The following is an 18,838-nucleotide window of genomic DNA, read 5'->3' as shown; positions in this document are numbered from 1 at the left end:
CCATAATATGCCAAAGTCATATGATCATTTTTTTATTCAGATTATAATTTAAAGATGCGTTCTTGCCGGTCAAAACTCTGATCAGCAAACCAACCTTCCAACAATGTTAATTGCTGCCGTTCAAAAATGATTTCCTTATTTTTAGCCAAGCACTTAATCACATGTCCGGCTGTTTCACGAGTAGTCCCGCTAACTAACGCTAGCTCTTTAATCGTGACACGATAAGGAATAACGACATGCTTTTCTGTGAAATCAGCACCTAATTGTTCTGCTAAAATATTGATAGCTTGTACAATTCGATCATGAGCACTAGACGTTACCATTCTTTGCACTTGATTCTCTGTAGCGCTTAGAATTGTTGACATCTCCCTTATTGATCGAGTAGCCATCAGAATATTTTGCTTCAATATCCGTTCAACTAAGGCCATTGGGAAATAGACGATTTGTATATCCGTCATGGCTCTCGCTAAATAAGGGTAATTTTTATCACTTAGTAAGCCTCGATACGGAAATCCTAAGTCATTTTTGATATATGAATAAAATCCAAAGTCGCCATCAATATCAAATCGTTCAACCCGTATTACGCCTTCTATTAAAAAATAAAAACGTGTACGTTGATCATTTTCGTCAAAAAGAACCTGACCTTTTTGGAACGATTTGATACTCATGTTGTTCATTAGTAAATTGGCTTCTTCATCAGTAAGTGCTTCAAAATCTGATAATTTTCTTAAATACTGCATATATTGGGGTACTGCTTTAATTTTTTGCATTGTTTGATCCCCTCCACTAATTACTAACTCCCTAAACTCTCTCCTTTATCATTTTAACATGGATATTCCTTGGCCACAATTTACCTTACAACTTTGTTAGCTAGTTCAGCTTAACTATCGCTTTTTATTAACCTTTTACGATAACTGTCCCAGCATCATTATCTAATAATTGACTGATGTTTTCTAAAGATGTCACAATTGCGCGACCCTTTTTACTTGCTTCAACGAATTCAATCGCAGCTTCAATCTTAGGTAACATACTACCTTTAGCGAATTGATCTTCTTTGATATATTCTTTTAATTCAGAAACAGTTACCTGTTCTAATTTTTCTTGATTAGGTTTATTGAAGTTAACATAAACATTATCAACACTCGTCAAAATAATAAGTAAATCAGCATCTACCAATTCAGCTAATTTTTCTGAAGCGAAATCTTTATCAATAACAGCTTCTACGCCATGTAATTTACCGTTTTCTTCAACAACAGGAACACCACCGCCACCAACAGAAATTGAAATAACACCATTTTCTGTTAATTGATCGATTGTTTTGTATTCTTTAATCCCAGTTGGACGTGGTGAAGGAACAACACGACGCCATCCACGACCAGCATCTTCAACAAATGTCATCTCTTCATGTGCAGCCATTTCTGCTTTAGCAGCTGTTTCTGAATAGAATGGACCAACTGGTTTAGTTGGGTTACTAAATGCAGCATCATTTTGATCAACGATAACTTGTGTCACAATAGTTGCAACTTCTTTATTGATTCCTTTTTCAACCAATGCATTATCCAATGCATTTTGCATCCAATAACCAATACTTCCTTGTGTCATTGCAACACAAGTATCTAATGGTAAGGCTGGGTTCTTTTCAGAAACTGCAGCTGCTTGTTGAAGTAATAAGTTCCCAACTTGTGGACCATTACCATGAGAGATAATTAATTTATCCCCTTTTTCAACAAATTTAACAAGATATTCAGCTGTTTCTCGCAATGCTTTTTGTTGTGCCTCAGCACTAGCATCCTTTGATAAAATAGCATTTCCACCTAAAGCAATAACAATTTTTCTTGACATATTAATCGACTCCTCATTTTTTTATTTATTAAACAACCATTTTTCCTGAAGCAATTAACCAAATACCAATGCAAGCACCAATAATTATAACCAGGGTTATACCTATTTCGCCTTTTGATAAGAATTTTTCACCTTGTGCTACTCTTGCTTTCCCATAGAAGTAAATCCCTGGAATGTAAGCGATTAAACAGAGTAATAAATAACTGATACCGGCCATAATAATCCCGGCAACTTGGAATAATAGCGCAATTAAACCATATACTAATTGTGCTTTATTGCCTTTTTCATCAATATGTTGAATTGAGTATTTAACTTGATACATCGCAACTAAGATATAACAAACAATAATTGAAGCTGTACATAGTGAATAAGCAAAATTATAAGCCTTATCTGTGAATAAAAGCGTGAAAAGGAATAATTGTACTAATCCGCCTGTTACGATTAAAGCAAAAGTTGGTGCTTTTTTATCATTAACTTTACCAAAGTAACCGGGTAATAATTTACTTTTGGCCATTAATAACATTGTTTCTGCTGGAAGCATTGTCCATGATAACCATGCACCCAAAATTGAAACAATTAAGCCAATACCGATAACGTAACCACCAACTGGTCCAACCATTTCAACAGCAATATATAACATTGCTGGTTGATGAATTGAAGCTAATTGTGCTTGTGTCAAAATACCGTATGGTAACATTGAAGCTAAAACGTAAACGACTAATAAACTAATTAAGCCAATGATTGTAGCCTTACCTGCATCAGATTTCTTTTCTGCACGAGAAGACAACATTGATGCCCCTTCGATACCTACAAAGACCCACATCATAACCATCATACATTTTTTAATTTGTGAAGCGACATCGCCAACAACGAAGTTATGACTCATTGTGCCCCAGAAGTTAGCTGTAAAAATATCGATCTTGAATAAGAATATAGCAACAACAATAAATACAAAAATTGGAATTAATTTGCAGACCGTAACAATCGCATTGATTGCTGCTGCACCTTCAATACCGCGATTAACAAAGTATGTTAATCCCCAGCAAAGGATACTTGCAATTAAAATTGAAGGTAGATTTTGTCCTGATTTAAAGATAGGGAAAAAGTAACCAACCGCACTCATCAAGATTGTAGCGAATGCAACGTTTCCTAACCAAGCAGATAACCAGTAACCCCAACCACTGATGAATCCAGCGAATGGTCCAAATCCTTTTTCTGCATAAGTAAAAATACCTTCTAAATCTGGTTCTTTATTTAATAAGTTATTCAATGAAAGAGATAACATCAAAATACCAATTCCGACAATTACCCAACCAATTAGAGCAGGACCGGGTGAAGATGCATTGGCTAAATCAGAGGTTAGTCCGAAGACCCCACCACCAATAGAAGAACTAATAACTAACGCGACTAGCGCCATTAAACTAATTTTTTTAACTGTATGTTTTTCGTCCATAATTTAACTGCCTACTTTCTTTATTAAAAATAAAAAGGGACCTAATCTAAAGTCTTGCTCCAGATTAGTCCCCCTAATGACAGCCTATTTTTTTGCAGAGACACTTCCCTGTTAAGTTACTTTCACCGTTAAAAACAAACTATCATAATGTTATTAAACGCGTGGAATGAATAAGTTTCCTGCAGTTGCAGCCATAATTGCTTTGATTGAATGCATTCTGTTTTCTGCTTCTTCAAATTGACGCGCATATTTACTACGGAATGCTTCGTCAGTAATTTCCATTTCTTTAACACCATATTTTTCGAACATTTCTTTACCATATTCAGTTTCAATGCCATGGAATGCTGGTAAACAATGCATGATGATCATATTTTCATTACCAGTCTTTTTAACCATGTCCATGTTTAATTGGTATGGTTTCAATGTGTTAATACGTTCTTCGAATTTATCTTCTTCACCCATTGATACCCAAACATCTGTGTAAAGAATATCTGAACCTTTAACCCCTTTATCAACGTCTGAAGTAATCATGTTCTTGCTTCCTGATTTTTTAGCAAATTCAGCAGCAAATTTTTGAACTTCTTCAGTTGGTTGTAATGAGTCAGGTGCAACGATATGAATATTTACACCTAACATTGATCCAGTTACCAAAAGGCTGTTAGCCATATTGTTACGGCCATCCCCAACGTATGTTAATGTGATGCCTTTTAATTTGCCAAAGTTTTCTTTAACAGTCATAAAATCAGCAATCATTTGTGTTGGATGCCATTCATCAGTTAAACCATTCCATACAGGAACGCCTGAGAATTTAGCTAATCCTTCAACAACATCTTGGCTGAATCCACGGAATTCAATACCGTCGAACATACTACCTAATACTTTAGCTGTATCTTCAACTGATTCTTTTTTACCTAATTGAATATCATTTTTTCCAAGAAATTCAGGATGAGCACCTAAATCAACTGATGCTGTTGTGAAAGCAGCACGTGTTCTTGTTGAATTTTTTTCAAAAAGTAAGGCAATATTCTTACCTTGAAGATATTTATGAGGGATTCCACGTTTTTTCAAATCTTTTAAATGAATTGAGAAATCGATTAAATATTCTAATTCTTCTGGAGTAAAATCTTTTTCTGCTAAAAGACTGCGACCTTGAAAGACTGTGTTTGACATATTAATTTCCACCTTTTTTAAATTTTATTTTTTTAAGTCTTCACGAACGATAGGCATACTCATACAACGTGGACCACCACGACCTCGTGATAATTCGGCTGAAATAACTTCAATAACTTTAATTCCATAACTTCTTAGGACTTCATTTGAAACGTAGTTACGATTATAAGTTACAACTGTATTAGGAGCGATTGCCAATGTATTTGAACCATCATTCCATTGTTCACGAGGTGCAACTACTGCATCGCCGTTACCAACTGGAATTAAGATAAGTTCTGGTACTTTTAAGACTTCACGTAAGACATTTTGTAAGTCTGTACGATGTGAAATGTTAATGTGGTTATCTTTACCTGGTTCTAAGATAAATGTATCAACGTTTCCGCCATTATCTTGGATTCCTGGATGAATTGTAAATTTATCGTAATCAATCATTGTGAACACTGTATCCAAATGCATCATTGCACGGTTATTAGGGATTTTAATTGCTAGAATCTTATCAAAGCCACTGTGTTTTGCAAATAATACTTGTGCTAATTCTTCGATTGAACGAGCTGAAGTACGTTGCGAAATACCAATTGCAAGAACGTGGTCGTTTAAAATTAATTCGTCTCCACCTTCCATACGGTCGAGATGGTTACGACTACGCCATACGTTTACGCCTTTATTAGCAAAACGTGGATGGTATTCCATAATGTATTCCATAAATAATGATTCGCGACGACGTGCAGCGAATGTCATACGGTTAATTGTTAAACCATCACCCATTGATGCTGCTGGGTCACGTGTAAAGTAAAGGTTAGGCATTGGATCCATAAAGAATGGATAGTCTTCAGAAGAACTTAAATCAACTAAAGCATTTGACTTGTAATCGATTTCATTTGTTCTAACGCCAGCCATAATTTTATCAACCATATCTTGTGTTTCCATTGAAAGTAAATATTCTTTCAATGCAGCATGGAGTGTGCTAGAAACTAAACCTGATTCATCTAACATTTTTTCCAAGAATTCTTCTTTTACATTTCCTGCATCTAAAGCTTCTGCAGCCAATGTTTCAAGATAAATTGTTTCAACGCCATTGTCTTGCAATGTTTTTGCGAAAAAATCATGTTCTCTTTGAATTTCAGGTAAGTATGGAATATCGTCAAATAAAAGACGACCCATGATATCTGGTGTTAAGTTTTCAACTTCTTTACCGGGTCTCTTTAACAAAACTGTTTTAAGAGTTCCGATTTCTGATGTTACGTGTACTGGACTTGTCATAATGATTACCTCCCATATATTTATTACATGCATAGCATAACAGGAATAATTAGCCTATATTAGTAAACGCTTACACCTATAATGTGAACTATTTCTCATTATGAGGATTCTTACGGTTCAATATCGTATATTACATTTATAAAACGCTTCCACTACCGTGTTTTTAAAATTATTAAATGAGAAACATTAAAAGTACATTATTTTTATGATAATTCTTACTTTAATAAATTAAGACTTGTAATACTAAGAGTGCACCACCAAATAATAGAACAAAGACAACGACGGGCCAAACGAATTTTACCCAGTGCGAATATCTGATATTTAACATTTGAAGTGTTGCCATAACTAACCCTGTTGGTGCTAAGAAAAGCATTGCATACTGTCCAAATTGATAAGCAGAAACGACAATAAATCTTGGAATATCTGCAGAATCAGCTAATGGCGCAAATATTGGCATTGCTAAAACGGCTAATCCGGATGAAGAAGGTACGATAAATCCAAGGAAGAAGAAAATAACCATCATGATAATTATGAAAATTGGTCCACTTACGCCAACAACTAAAGATGACGCATATTGAAGAATGGTATCTGAAATCAATCCTTGATTTAACACGATATTTATCCCTCTGGCAAGTCCAATAATAAATGACACCCCAACTAAACTAGATGCACCACTGACAAAAGCATCAATGACACCCTTTTCACCTAGACCATCTCGACCTGTACCTGTTAAGAACATAATGGCGATAGCAAATACCAAGAATGAAGATGCCATCGTTGGGAACCACCAACCTTTTGCCATAACGCCCCAAACCATGATTGGGAATGTCACAACAAATAATAATAGAATAATTTTCTTACGAATAGTGAAAACTGATTTATTACCACCTTCACCTGAAGATACTGACCATAATCGATTAAAGTCTTTACTATCTTCATAAGTAATTGAAGCTGTTGGATCATCCTTAACCTTTTTACTATAACGTCCTAAATAAATAATTAAGAAAATAGACCCGACAATCAAACCAACAATCCGCCAAATCATACCTTGCGTAAAATCAATTCCGGCTGCATTTGACGCAATAACAACTGAGAACGGATTAATCGTAGAGAATGTGGTCCCAATAGAACTGGATAAGAAAATTGCCCCCACGCAGACTATCGAATCATAGCCCATCGCGATAAATACTGGTACCAATATTGGATAGAAGGCCACTGCCTCTTCTTCAATCCCGCAAAGAGTTCCGCCTAAAACCATTAAAATTGAAACAAAGAAAATTGATAAAAATTCATGACCTTTGGTTTTCTTAGTTAGCGCAATTAAACCTGATTCAAACGCGCCGCTGACTTTAACAACACCAATTAAACCACCCAGGACTAAAATAAAGACCATAATATCTACGGCTTCAATTGTCCCGTTAACCATACTATTTGTGATATCAGCTGGTCCTGCCGGATTTTGCTTCAATCGCTGATATGTATTAGGTATTGATACTGCTGCCGTAATACCACCTGATGTAAATTGTTTAATATCAATTTTGACATGAAGTTTATCCAATTGATTTTGTGTCGCAGGAACTTTTTTTACATTCCCATGCGCATCGGTAATTTTTAATTCCGTACTTGCCTGATCATAAGATAATTTAGAGTAAGAGCCCGCTGGAATAATCCATGTTGCCATAACTGCAACAATCGTTAATATAAATAAAATAACAAAAGCGCCGGGCATTTTTAACTTAAATTTCTTTTTAGGTACCTTTTCCATTGTTGTCGTTGAATCCATTATAATTTCCTCCTTTAATTGTTTTATACCAAATAGATAGCGGCGTTATCCTTTTACTGTATTTTTATCATGACACCCTCCTCTGCCGGTCGTTTCGCTTGGAGTATATCAACAGTCTACAGTTTCTGGTGTGAAATCGGTTACATTAAAAGTGTGAACCAGCTCACACTTTTTGATTTATCATCTAATTTTACTTTCCACAAAAAGAGAGATAAAAAGTAACTTGTAAATCTACTTTTTATCTCTCTTTGATGCACTAAACTTATTCATGTAATGCTTGTGACAAGCGTTTTAATCCTTCTACTAAAACGGATTCTTTAGCACAGTAACCTAATCTTGCATGTCCTGGCACACCAAATCGGCTTCCAGGTACTAATAAAACCCCATAATCTTTTAATAATTTTTGACAAAATTGTTCATCATCTTCAATTGTTTCAAATTTTATAAATGAAGTCGAGACAGATTTTGGCACTACTAAGCTAACTGCTGGCTCATTTTCCACCCAATCACTTAAAATTTTTAAATTTCGTTTCACAATTTGTCGATTTCTATCCAATACTAATTCTTTATTTTTTAAAATATGAACAGCCATTTGGTCATTAAATACACCTGCACAAATCATCGTATAATCACGGTATTTTCTAAAAATATCTGTAACAGCTGGACTAGCAACCGTCCAACCGATTCTAATACCGGGAGTTGAATAGGTTTTTGATAAACTATTCGTCGCAATACCTTTGTCATATAAATCAACAATTGAACTTACGTCCGTTGTATCATCTAAAGGTAAATAGACCTCATCAACTAATACATATGCGCCGACTTCTTTTGCAATTTTAACGATTTCAGTCATTAGTTTAGTTTCAATTACTGTTCCCGTTGGGTTATTCGCATTATTTAAACAAATCATTTTAGTATCTGGTCGAATAATTGCTCGTAATTCATCCAAATCAGGCATCCATTGATTTTTTTCAGAAATATTCCAAAAATCGACTTCAGCTCCTAATGATTTAGGAATATCATAGAGTTGCTGATAACTAGGATACATAGAAATCACATGATCACCAGGTTCAATCAACGCGTATAGTGCCAGTTGATTTGCTCCTGTTGCACCATTAGTTTGTAAAACTTGTTCCGGCGAAACCGCTTTATAAAGTTTGCTAACCTCTGCTTTAAAAGCTGGGGACCCCTCAATCCAACCATAATTCATCTTTTGTGCATCTAAATCACGATAAAAATCCTGACCATTTTCTTGACCAATATTTAATAATTCGTTCATTGTCATCGATGAAACCGTTCTTTGTGCAATATCATACGTAGCTTTAGATTCATAGACATTTAACCACTCTTCAACGCCAAATCCTGCAATTTCCATAAGTTATCATTCTCCAATCTATATTATTTGTCTTAACGTCCTAAATAATAACAGAAATTAAAAATTAAGCCAGTGTCTGTTTAAATATATTAAAATGACAAATCTGAACTTTTAATTTTATAACATAAAAAATCTGTTGCCAGTAATAGGTTTTCCTATCATCAACAACAGATATTACAGTTTTTAATAAATTATCTAATCTACTAAGGTAAATCCAAATGTGCTACCCAGCGCTTGGATTTTTTTTAACATTAACTTAGGGATACTAGGATCACTCATCGATAACGTTAATTGCCATTTTTCTTGATTTAGCAAATTAGGATTTGCAACTAATGCTGACCCAACAGCAACTAAATCTAATCCCGATTTTAATGCTGTCGTTGCTCTATCAAAAGTATTTAATGAGCCGGCTGCCACGATTGGTACCCGTTGATTAACTAGTTGAGAAACTCTTTGAATATAGGGTTCACCACCCTTTGGACCATCAGTTAACGCATCACCCAACGAAAGGTGCAAATAACTCACCTGTTTAGCAACTAAATTCGTTATCAAAGCTTCTGTATCTTCTAATTTAAGACCATCTGTTTCACGTTCTTCAAGTGTAATTCGGTAACCGATAATAAATTCTTTAGTCGTATTTTCATCAGCCACTCGTTGAACTTCATCAACTACTGCCATAGCAAATCGTAATCTATTTTCTAATGATCCGCCCCACTGATCAGTCCGATGATTATAGTGTGGTGAAAGAAAATTTTGAATTAGAAATCCATGGGCACCGTGAATTTCAATACCATCAAAACCTGCTTGAATTGCACGTTTAGTTGCTGTTCCGAAAGCCTTTATAACTTGTATTAGCTCTTCTTCTGCCAATTCTCGAGGTGTCTGTGCTGGAGCAAATGGTGTTTTTGGTGCTGGTACTGGACTCGCACTAACAACGTCATGATTTGTAATTAATTCTGGTAATGCCTTATTTCCAGCATGATTTAATTGTAAGATGGCCTTTGCCCCACCGGCCTTAATAGCTGTGGCTAACTTCGTCAAACCTGGTATAAATCGATCTTCATAAACACCAATTTCATGATCAAATCCAACACCATTTTCTTGTACATGGCTCGAACCTGTGATAACCATTCCGACCTGTTTTGCACGTTGTTCGTAATAACTAATTTCTGCTTCAGAAACTGTTTGATCATCGTTACTTGCCCATGTTGTCATAGGTGCCATCACAAGTTTATTTTGTAGGGTTATTTGTTCATTTAAATTGAATTTTTTTCGTAAGTTAATTTGCTTAATCATTATAAAATGTTCCTCCTATATCTAATATAGGTTTATAATAAACCTTCAAGTCGACTTGAAGGCAAGCTTTTTATTTATCGGTCATTTTTAACATCTGTTTTACATGATTTTCGTACGTTTCAATTTTATTATCTAAAAAATTATAAGTATCTTGCATCGCCGCGATTTGTTCACCTAATAATCGTTGCTGTTTAATCAAAATCTGTTTACGTTGCTCTTCAGTGGCCTCACCTTGTTGCGTTAGGTCAGCATATTCTTTTAAAATGTTGATTGAAATCCCCGTTTGACGCATATGTTTTGCAAAATTAACCCATTCTAAATCGATTTCATCATAGTCCCGATACCCGCTTGTATTCCGTGATACAGTGGGAATAAGTCCTACTTCCTCATAATATCGTAACGTCGCAGTCGGTAAATCAAACTTCTCACTTACTTTTTTAATATTCAAAATCAAACACTCCTATTCTCATCTTTTTTAATCTCATTAGACAATTAAGATAAAGGATCAGATTAAATTTTATAATGTTTCACATGAAACATTTACATCATTTTTTCAGCTAAGCAGTTACATTCAACCATTTCTGGTGCATTTTTACTTTTTTCATCAATCACACTTTGTAGTTTCACAATATCTGATTGGCTTAACTCAACTTCACTTAATAAATCGGCAATTGTTGAGCCAATTTTCATTTGGCACATATGTTCAAATAATAACTGACTAACATGATCCATCGTCGTTTGTTCTTCTATTAGGGGTTTGTATATGAATGCTCGGCCCTCTTTATCAGCAGATAATGCACCCTTTTTTACTAATCGACCCAATAATGTTTTTATTGTTGGCATTTGCCAATTCTTTTTTTCTTTTAAATTCTTAAATATTTCATTACTAGTACTCTGACCTAATGTCCAGATAACACGCATAACTTCCCACTCAGCGTCGCTAATTTCAATTATTTTTTTATTATTCATTAGTATTGCCCTTCTTTCATTGGTCTTATGATTACAATTGTAAACTAATGTATTTAACCCGTCAATAAGCTATCTTTCAAATTAGTATAATCGGTTAAATACTCATTATTAACTAATACTATCTCATTTTTTAATATTGATTAAACTCATTTGTTTTTGCATATTATTCGTTTCCTTTTTTTAACTTAGCTTTTAAACAAAACAATTGATATACTAGTGTTTATGACTTTAGACTAATTATTTAAGGGGATTTTTTATGACTACTTTTTTTAATCGCTACAAAACATCTTTATTATTACTCTCGGGTCTAATCATAGGTGGGATTGTCGGCTTAATCTTTAAAGAACAAGCTGCTGTCCTTAAACCTTTAGGAGATCTTTTTCTAAATCTAATGTACATGATTTTAGTTCCACTTGTTTTTTTCAGTATTTCATCTGCCATCGCAGAAATGTCTGAAATGAAACGACTTGGTAAAATCATGATTACAACATTAATTGTCTTCCTAACAACGGCTTTCATTGCTGGTGTTATTGGGTATATCGGTGTTCGTCTCTTTAACCCTATTCACGGCGTCAACGTTGATACGATTAAAGGTTTGATGGGTACTGTTAAAGATACATCAACAAAATCATCTGGTTTAGAAACATTAGTTAATACATTCACCGTTAATGACTTTTATCATTTATTATCAAAAGATAATATGTTACAACTAATTATCTTTTCGATTTTAATGGGTACAGCTGCTTCAGCAACCGGTAAAGAATCTAGTGTATTTACAAAATTTTTATCAGCTGGAAACGTAGTAGTTATGCGGATGGTTAAATATGTGATGATCTACGCGCCAATTGGTTTAGGTTGTTTCTTTGCCAATATTATCGGTAATTTAGGACCTCAGATTGCTGCCGGATATTTGCGCAGTTTCATTCTTTACTTAGGTATTACAGCTTTCTACTTCTTTGTGATGATGAGTTTCTATGCATTTATCGCAGGTGGCAAAGCCGGTTTTATGATTTTTTGGAAAAATGTCTCAGCTCCTGCTGTTACAGCAATTGCAACAAGTTCTTCAGCTGCATGTATCCCTGTTAACCTAGAGTATTCTAAAAAAATGGGCGTGAGCGAAGATATCGCAAATACGATCATCCCATTAGGTGCAAATACGCACAAGGATGGCTCTGTTATTGGTGGCATCTTAAAAACAACATTTTTATTTGCCGTTTTTGGTAAAGATATCACGAGTTTAAATAATATGATTATGATTATCTGTGTTTCATTCTTGGTTGGTGTCGTGATGGGCGCTATTCCAGGTGGTGGTATGGTTGCCGAAACCTTAATTTGTTCAATCTTCGGTTTCCCAATGGCTGCTCTTCCATTAATTCTAATTATTACAACCATCATTGATATTCCCGCAACTTTATTAAATTCAACAGGAAATACTGCTACTGCAATGCTTGTTACGCGTTTCGTTGAAGGTAAAAATTGGTTAAAAGATTTTATGGCACAATAATAATAACAATCCCCCTATATTAGATACTGAAATATCAGTCTAGTATAGGGGTTTTTTGTAATTAAAAACTGCCCTTTCCAAAATTGGACGGACAGTTTACTATTAATCATCTTCTCTACTTAATTGGTCTCTACCATACTTTATATTTTTTCTTCGCGTATTTTGTGAATCCTCAAATGCTTGACGATATTGACGAAACCATCTAAGTATCGTTCCTTCACTAACGTCGAGTGCCTCTTCAGCATCCTCTGTAAAATTCTCCCACGCATCAGGATCTTGTTGTTTTATTTCTTTTCTAAGTGTCGTAATAATTGGTTTTAATTTTTCTCTATCTTCAGGTGTCATCTCTAAGAATGCCTCAGTACCTTTAGGTTCCATTTGACTAATATTAGTAAATTCACTGTTATCTGCACTATTAGTAATAAATGAACGAATTGGTATGATAATAAAAAAGACTAACGTTATTTTAGGGAAAAACCAGCCTATAAGAATTAAAGCTAATATTAATAATCCGGTTTCTGTGTTATGTCTGCCATAAATGGTTACATATACTTTTTTCATATCAGATTTTTCTGTATATTTTTGATGAATAATTTCTTTTACAATTTCCCTGAATAGATAAATAATTAACAAATATAAAACACCATACATTGTAACCGTTTCTCTGACAGTATCACTTGTCATTAGTCGTGTGAAGGTTGGCATTAACGATAAAAGCATCATTAAGATTAAATCCATCACAATTATTTTATTTGGTACTTCATTTACTTCCGAAAATGCGACCGCATGTTGATACCAGATATTAGCAACAAAACAGAAACTAACAATAAAGATTCCAATGGCTTGAAACAAACCAACAAAGTTAATCTCCCCATTTTTTATCTCAATTGGCATCTCTAATACCATAATGGTTATAATAATGGCTATAATCGCATCACTTAACGTATCCAACCGCTCTTTAATTTTCATATGTACCTCCTTTAAAATACTGCTATATTTAACCTATTTTTTTCTTTTTTTTAGTCGTTCTTCTCGTAAGGCTAATAATTTTGCAGTCGTTGATAAGGACATCGATATTAAAATAAAAAATAAACTAGTTTTGATAACTACTGTTGGTAATGCCCCTCCAACTGATTTAATAACAAGCGTTGATATTGTTAAAAAAACTGTGAAAAAATTTAAAATAAGTAAACTAATATCATATTTTCCCTTAATTTTTAATAAAATATGAGAAAAATAGAAAAAAGCAATACTAATTATCATAAATAAACTATAAATTATAAAAAAGATAATAATAAATACGACTGGTTCTGCTTTTGCAATCTCCATAAAGGAACGATCCGTTGCTATTTCTGACACTGATAAAACTTGTGAAAATAAAAAATAGGTAGCAATCACAAAAATAGCATACGTAATAATCTTTTTAACATTTTTCATCATTTTAGCATCTTTCATTATTCACCATTCCTCTAATCCAAGATTTATAATTATTCTTATATTATATTATTTATGGCTAACAGATCATCAATTTCGTAGGTCGCTTTTATTGATGTCTTATTTTTAATGTTTTTCGGATTGTACCAGACAGTATCAACGTGAACATTGTTCCCACCTTGAATATCTGATGTTAAAGAATCACCAATAATAAGTGCCTTATCGGGATTAAATCCAGCAATATGGTCAAAAGCATAGTTAAAAAAGCCAACCGTTGGTTTTTGATAACCCGTCATTTCCGAAACAAATATTTGCGGAAAGTACTTATCTAACTTTGATTCTGCTAATCGTTTATACTGCATGTTTGCAACGCCATTGGTAATAATCGACAATTGATAGTTAGCTGTATCTATTGATGCCAATAATTCATCTGCGCCCATCATTTTTTCATGTCCGGCAGACAGATTATCTTGATACTGTTTAGCCAACTCTTTACCATCAACTACTCTATTAAACTGTTTTTTGAAAAATATCGCAAACCGATTTTCTAATAATTGATCCCGCTTTAAATTACCACGCTCATATTGGCGCCATAACTGCTGATTAAATTTCAAATAATTTTGTTTTATTTTATCATCTAATGTTATTTTTTGCGTTAAAAAAAGCTTTTCTAGTGCAGCTTTTTCAGTTAACCCAAAATCAAGTAACGTATCATCAATATCAAATAGTAAAAATTCGTAATTTTTCAATTCAATTCTCAACTTTCATTCATGTAATTTAGTTACTGGACATTATCATTTTAACATAAGATTTAAAGTAACAAAAAAGCTTTGAATAAGGAATTATATCCCTATCCAAAGCTTCTTATTTTTATAATTTAAATTTTAGTACCAACCGTTTGATAACCAGAATGATTTTGCAGCACTCCATGAACCATAACGACTTGTTACGTAATTGTTAGCTACTTTTTCTTGGTTTGCAGCTGAGTAATCACCATTTAAATATGATGAACTTAATTGGTATTTACCAATATATTGGCCATTTCTTGCTGAGTATGAACCACCAGATTCTTTGTTAGCAATCCATGCTTTAGCACTTGATGAATCAGTAGTGCTTGCAGTTGCTGTTGACACTGTACTCTTTGGTGCAACTGTTGTTGCTGCTTTAGCAGGAGTTGCAGCTGGTGTTGCTGCCTTAGTAGTTGTTGTATTTGTTGTTGATGCTGTATTTGCTGTTTTAGCAGCTGTATCAGTATTGATTGTTAATTGTTCACCAACATAAATTAAATTAGCGTTACTAATTTTATTTTCTTTAACAATTGCGTTAACACTGACATCATTAGATGTTTTGTTAGCGTAAGTTGCTGAGATGTTATTTAGTGTATCACCTGATTTTACAGTATATACATCAGCATCTGCTGCTTTAACTGCAAGTCCAAGACCTGCTGCTACTGTTGCTACCATTGCTACTGAAAATTTTGTCATCTTTTTATTTAATTTCATTATATTTAGTTCTCCTTTTAAGTTAAACGTTTTTATTTATTTTTTTCTTATTTATCTTACGAGGTTCATACTATCAGTTAGTTTTTACATAAGCATTTCAGTCAAATATCATTATCTTGAAATAATGTAATAAATATCATATTCCGTAATAAATGTAAAATAAATCAAATACACCATTACCTTCTTATTCCCTTAGTGACAGTTAATCTATTAATAATTCGTCTGTAATTTATGTGTCAAAATATAGAGATAAATACGTTGAAAATCAAGTAAAAAGTTTATTTTTTTAATTGATTTATTAAAAAAAGGTATTATCAGCAATGAATATTGCTAATAATACCTTTAAAATTTCACTTGATCGTGCTGTGTCCAAGTATCTAATCGAGCACTTTTGATCACTATTTCATAAATAATCTCATTTTCTATATCTTCTTCCAGTAATCCATCCATAAATCCTGGCACCTGTGCCCGATACAACTCTGCTAGATCTTCTAATTTATATTTTGACCTCTTAACACTTAACCTATTACTAGCAATAGTCATCCCTGTACTCGTTGGAATTGTATTAATAGCTGCTTTACCTAAATCCAATTCAGCAATTTTAGGCGTTTCCGGAGCTGAACCAAAATACCAAACATTTGATTTATCAGGTGAAACAATAAATCGCATCTGACGACTCGATGGCATCCCATCTGCAGTAGCAGTACTCAGGACCATTTGATTTGTTTCACCAATAAATCGTCTAAATTTATCTAACACATTATGTTCTTCCACTTCTGAAGGTGCCCCTTCATCAATAAATGCTAATACCTCATCAACTGTTTTTAACTTAGACTCATTTTGTAGGTAATACAATATTTGTGGGATATACGGTGAAATATCCCGATCTTTATAATAAAACTGTAACCATCTTTTTGAAGCAAGCAGTGGGCCCGCGTACGTTACTCTTAGTTTAGTTTTATACCAACTAATTAAATGTTTTAATGGCCAGTGTTTGAGCATTATTTGCCAAAAGTATGACGTAAATAGAAATAGAATTGCCGCTACCAGTACATTAACTTCTATAATACTGACAACTGACAACATTTTGAATGGCTCAAATGTCATATAAAGTCCTAATAGGATTCCGGTTGATAAAACCGTTAAAAACGTAACTAATCTTCGCTTAAATAATCTTAATTTATGTAACATCAAGCCCGAAATGTCACGTCTTTTCTTCATATTTCTTTCTCGTACAACCATCTCATCTAATAATCTTTTATCCTCTTTAGAAATCATCTTCATCCTCATCTCCAAAGTAATCAAATTGTTGCCTTAATTCAAATGTCCCAATATCGGCATAATCTTGTATGATAATTTTATTTTGACCCTCTCTATGATCTCGTGGCCCATATTTTAAATAGTACATTTCTTCAGCTAAGTCAGTGTGTTTCTTTAATAATTTTGAATCATAACTTTCTATATCATTTTTTAGACGATTATTCGAAAGAATTAAATTATAAATATGCAAAATTAAAAAGAACGCAATAAAAAACAAATAGTATTGTAGGAATGTATTTATAATCGTATCAAAAAGCTCAGTAAATAGTGTTTGATCAATTGGGATTGCCTTATCTTTAAATAAAATCAAGATAACCGTGATACTGATTGGTACTAAGCACGCAATCCAGCCAATTGTTATTAATACTAATTGTCTTAGTTTGAGACTTACATTTTTTTGACCAAAAAACCAATCAATCGTCAATGCGTCTTCATCTACTTCGTTCACAATATAGTCAGGCTTATTTTTTGTCATCATCGTCGCCTCCTAAATCTGTTGTAATACTATCCGAACGTTCAGGTGAATGCCATACGCCACCATCTTCACCCGTAATAATTTTACGCACTGTCGGAATTAACTCAGCTACCATTGTATACGTATTTACCATCCAGTAAATGAGGATATACCACGGCGCAAAAATAACGTATTTTAAAGATTTACCACTATCATTGAAAAATGACGCCATGATTAACTGAATCAAACCAATAATGACCTCTATTGAAATAAATATGCAGGCGAGCGCTAAGTTATTGCTCAACTGTAACCAATCACCATTTACAATACAGATAATTTGAATTGCTAAAAATGCAATCATACTTAACCAATAAAAGACTGACCAAATAACACTTAATCCATAATCAATAATAATAGGTACACTTGAAAATTGTTTAATCGGATGACGTAGAACGCGTAACGTCTTCGTTAGAAGTACATAAACGCCACCAGATGACCATCTATGTCTTTGTTTAATTAGTTCACCTAGCTTTTCAGGTACATCCATAAAGAAGCGAATATGCGGCGCAAAATAAGCCACCCAACCTAATGCCTGCATGTCCCAGGCAATTGCGATATCTTCTGTTGGCTGTTCAGCTTCCCAACCACCAACATCTAAAACGGCTGCTTTTCGATACATTGTATTTGCACCTGAGAAAGCAAATAAACCGCCATAAGATAATTGCGATCTCTTAATTAAGCCAATGATTGAATTTAATTCATTCTGTTGTGCTTCTGCTACAATTGTTGTTTTATTAATTGGTAACATATTCCCAGTGACAGCGCCTAAATTCTTGCCACCTTTTCTTTCAAAATATGACATATATTTCCATAAGGCATCAACTTCTGGTTTTGAATCCGCATCATTGGATAAAATAAATTCGCCTTTAGCAAATGCCAATGCAATATTGAATCCAGCTGCTTTTCCACGATTATTAATAATTGTGATCGTTCTTAAACGTGATTTGAACTCCTCTTGTAGCGTCTCCAAAATCTCACCGGTTTTATCTGTGGAACCATCATTAATTACAATAACTTCATATTTATCTAGAGGATAATTTAACTTAGTCTCTAGATGTCGAATTGTTGCTTCTATTGATTGTTCCTCATTATGAGCAGGTACAAAAATAGAAATGAATGGTTCTCCCTTCTCTAAATATTTAGGGAGCTCCTTCTTCTCCATAAATATTCTATAATAAAGGCTCGATACAATAAAGGCTAGGCCTCCAACGATTGGATACGATACAATCGTGTAAATGAGTACCTTCGTAATATCGTTTAGTACTGTTGCTGTCATATAATGACCCCCAAATAATTGTAGTTAAATAAATAGCTAAAATCCTTTACATACATTGACTTAACGCCCTTTTTAAACTATAACCTCTGTGATTTTAATAATCAAATAAAATATTCTAATACTGGATTACTTTGTCTGTC

The 18,838-nt window shown here is 33.7% G+C and carries 18 protein-coding genes; 1 reads left to right on the top strand and 17 read right to left on the bottom strand.

The window, feature by feature from the left end; all coding sequences use genetic code 11:
• Positions 1 to 41: 41 nt before the first annotated feature.
• The 10 genes from AC1RPG_RS01690 to AC1RPG_RS01645 all read right to left on the bottom strand — a co-directional run bounded on the left by AC1RPG_RS01690 (position 42) and on the right by AC1RPG_RS01645 (position 11,148).
• Positions 42 to 770 carry a Crp/Fnr family transcriptional regulator gene (locus tag AC1RPG_RS01690; RefSeq protein WP_481761113.1) on the bottom strand — a complete coding sequence of 243 codons (729 nt, stop codon included), beginning with the start codon at positions 768 to 770 and terminating at the stop codon, positions 42 to 44.
• Between the two features lie 127 nt (positions 771 to 897).
• Complete coding sequence (gene arcC / locus AC1RPG_RS01685; RefSeq protein WP_409021884.1) at positions 898 to 1,842, bottom strand: carbamate kinase; 945 nt, start codon at positions 1,840 to 1,842, stop codon at positions 898 to 900.
• Between the two features lie 28 nt (positions 1,843 to 1,870).
• Positions 1,871 to 3,295: an arginine-ornithine antiporter gene (gene arcD / locus AC1RPG_RS01680; RefSeq protein ID WP_481761112.1), complete on the bottom strand. Its 1,425-nt coding sequence runs from the start codon at positions 3,293 to 3,295 to the stop codon at positions 1,871 to 1,873.
• A 153-nt stretch (positions 3,296 to 3,448) separates the two neighbouring features.
• The gene (gene argF / locus AC1RPG_RS01675) at positions 3,449 to 4,465 is read right to left on the bottom strand and encodes an ornithine carbamoyltransferase (protein WP_481761111.1); all 1,017 of its coding nucleotides are present in this window, start codon (positions 4,463 to 4,465) and stop codon (positions 3,449 to 3,451) included.
• A 24-nt stretch (positions 4,466 to 4,489) separates the two neighbouring features.
• Complete coding sequence (gene arcA, locus AC1RPG_RS01670) at positions 4,490 to 5,725, bottom strand: arginine deiminase (RefSeq protein ID WP_409021880.1); 1,236 nt, start codon at positions 5,723 to 5,725, stop codon at positions 4,490 to 4,492.
• Between the two features lie 220 nt (positions 5,726 to 5,945).
• Positions 5,946 to 7,508, bottom strand: a complete 1,563-nt coding sequence (locus tag AC1RPG_RS01665; protein ID WP_481761110.1) for a YfcC family protein — start codon at positions 7,506 to 7,508, stop codon at positions 5,946 to 5,948.
• Between the two features lie 262 nt (positions 7,509 to 7,770).
• Positions 7,771 to 8,883 carry an aminotransferase gene (locus AC1RPG_RS01660; RefSeq protein ID WP_481761109.1) on the bottom strand — a complete coding sequence of 371 codons (1,113 nt, stop codon included), beginning with the start codon at positions 8,881 to 8,883 and terminating at the stop codon, positions 7,771 to 7,773.
• A 195-nt stretch (positions 8,884 to 9,078) separates the two neighbouring features.
• On the bottom strand, positions 9,079 to 10,179 hold the full coding sequence (locus tag AC1RPG_RS01655; protein WP_481761108.1) for an NADH-dependent flavin oxidoreductase: 1,101 nt from the start codon (positions 10,177 to 10,179) through the stop codon (positions 9,079 to 9,081).
• Positions 10,180 to 10,249: 70 nt separating this feature from the next.
• Positions 10,250 to 10,627 (bottom strand): MerR family transcriptional regulator, encoded by a 378-nt coding sequence (locus AC1RPG_RS01650; protein WP_481761107.1) that lies wholly within the window; start codon positions 10,625 to 10,627, stop codon positions 10,250 to 10,252.
• A gap of 92 nt (positions 10,628 to 10,719) precedes the next feature.
• Positions 10,720 to 11,148 (bottom strand): CopY/TcrY family copper transport repressor, encoded by a 429-nt coding sequence (locus tag AC1RPG_RS01645; RefSeq protein WP_481761106.1) that lies wholly within the window; start codon positions 11,146 to 11,148, stop codon positions 10,720 to 10,722.
• Between the two features lie 256 nt (positions 11,149 to 11,404).
• On the opposite strand from AC1RPG_RS01645, the gene AC1RPG_RS01640 reads away from it, so the two are divergent.
• Complete coding sequence (locus tag AC1RPG_RS01640; protein WP_481761105.1) at positions 11,405 to 12,652, top strand: dicarboxylate/amino acid:cation symporter; 1,248 nt, start codon at positions 11,405 to 11,407, stop codon at positions 12,650 to 12,652.
• A gap of 102 nt (positions 12,653 to 12,754) precedes the next feature.
• Here AC1RPG_RS01640 and AC1RPG_RS01635 read toward each other — a convergent pair whose 3' ends face one another.
• From AC1RPG_RS01635 to AC1RPG_RS01605, 7 genes are all read right to left on the bottom strand, one after another.
• The gene (locus tag AC1RPG_RS01635; protein WP_481761104.1) at positions 12,755 to 13,621 is read right to left on the bottom strand and encodes a TMEM175 family protein; all 867 of its coding nucleotides are present in this window, start codon (positions 13,619 to 13,621) and stop codon (positions 12,755 to 12,757) included.
• Between the two features lie 33 nt (positions 13,622 to 13,654).
• Positions 13,655 to 14,107 (bottom strand): hypothetical protein, encoded by a 453-nt coding sequence (locus tag AC1RPG_RS01630; protein ID WP_481761103.1) that lies wholly within the window; start codon positions 14,105 to 14,107, stop codon positions 13,655 to 13,657.
• Between the two features lie 38 nt (positions 14,108 to 14,145).
• Positions 14,146 to 14,835 (bottom strand): YjjG family noncanonical pyrimidine nucleotidase, encoded by a 690-nt coding sequence (locus AC1RPG_RS01625; protein WP_481762165.1) that lies wholly within the window; start codon positions 14,833 to 14,835, stop codon positions 14,146 to 14,148.
• A gap of 135 nt (positions 14,836 to 14,970) precedes the next feature.
• Positions 14,971 to 15,588 (bottom strand): aggregation-promoting factor, encoded by a 618-nt coding sequence (gene apf, locus AC1RPG_RS01620; RefSeq protein ID WP_481761101.1) that lies wholly within the window; start codon positions 15,586 to 15,588, stop codon positions 14,971 to 14,973.
• A 342-nt stretch (positions 15,589 to 15,930) separates the two neighbouring features.
• On the bottom strand, positions 15,931 to 16,866 hold the full coding sequence (locus AC1RPG_RS01615) for a pyridoxamine 5'-phosphate oxidase family protein (RefSeq protein WP_481761100.1): 936 nt from the start codon (positions 16,864 to 16,866) through the stop codon (positions 15,931 to 15,933).
• Positions 16,856 to 17,383: a hypothetical protein gene (locus AC1RPG_RS01610; protein ID WP_481761099.1), complete on the bottom strand. Its 528-nt coding sequence runs from the start codon at positions 17,381 to 17,383 to the stop codon at positions 16,856 to 16,858. The genes AC1RPG_RS01615 and AC1RPG_RS01610 overlap by 11 nt, the downstream gene beginning before the upstream one ends.
• A complete protein-coding gene (locus AC1RPG_RS01605; protein WP_409021868.1) occupies positions 17,370 to 18,698 on the bottom strand; it encodes a glycosyltransferase family 2 protein in 1,329 nt (442 codons plus the stop codon). The genes AC1RPG_RS01610 and AC1RPG_RS01605 overlap by 14 nt, the downstream gene beginning before the upstream one ends.
• Between the last annotated feature and the right edge of the window lie 140 nt (positions 18,699 to 18,838).

Source organism: Dellaglioa sp. CoH-57-MRSF-18 (genome assembly GCF_056781995.1).
Note: the sequence above shows the minus strand (reverse complement) of the source record. Positions and strands in the feature narration are given on the sequence as shown.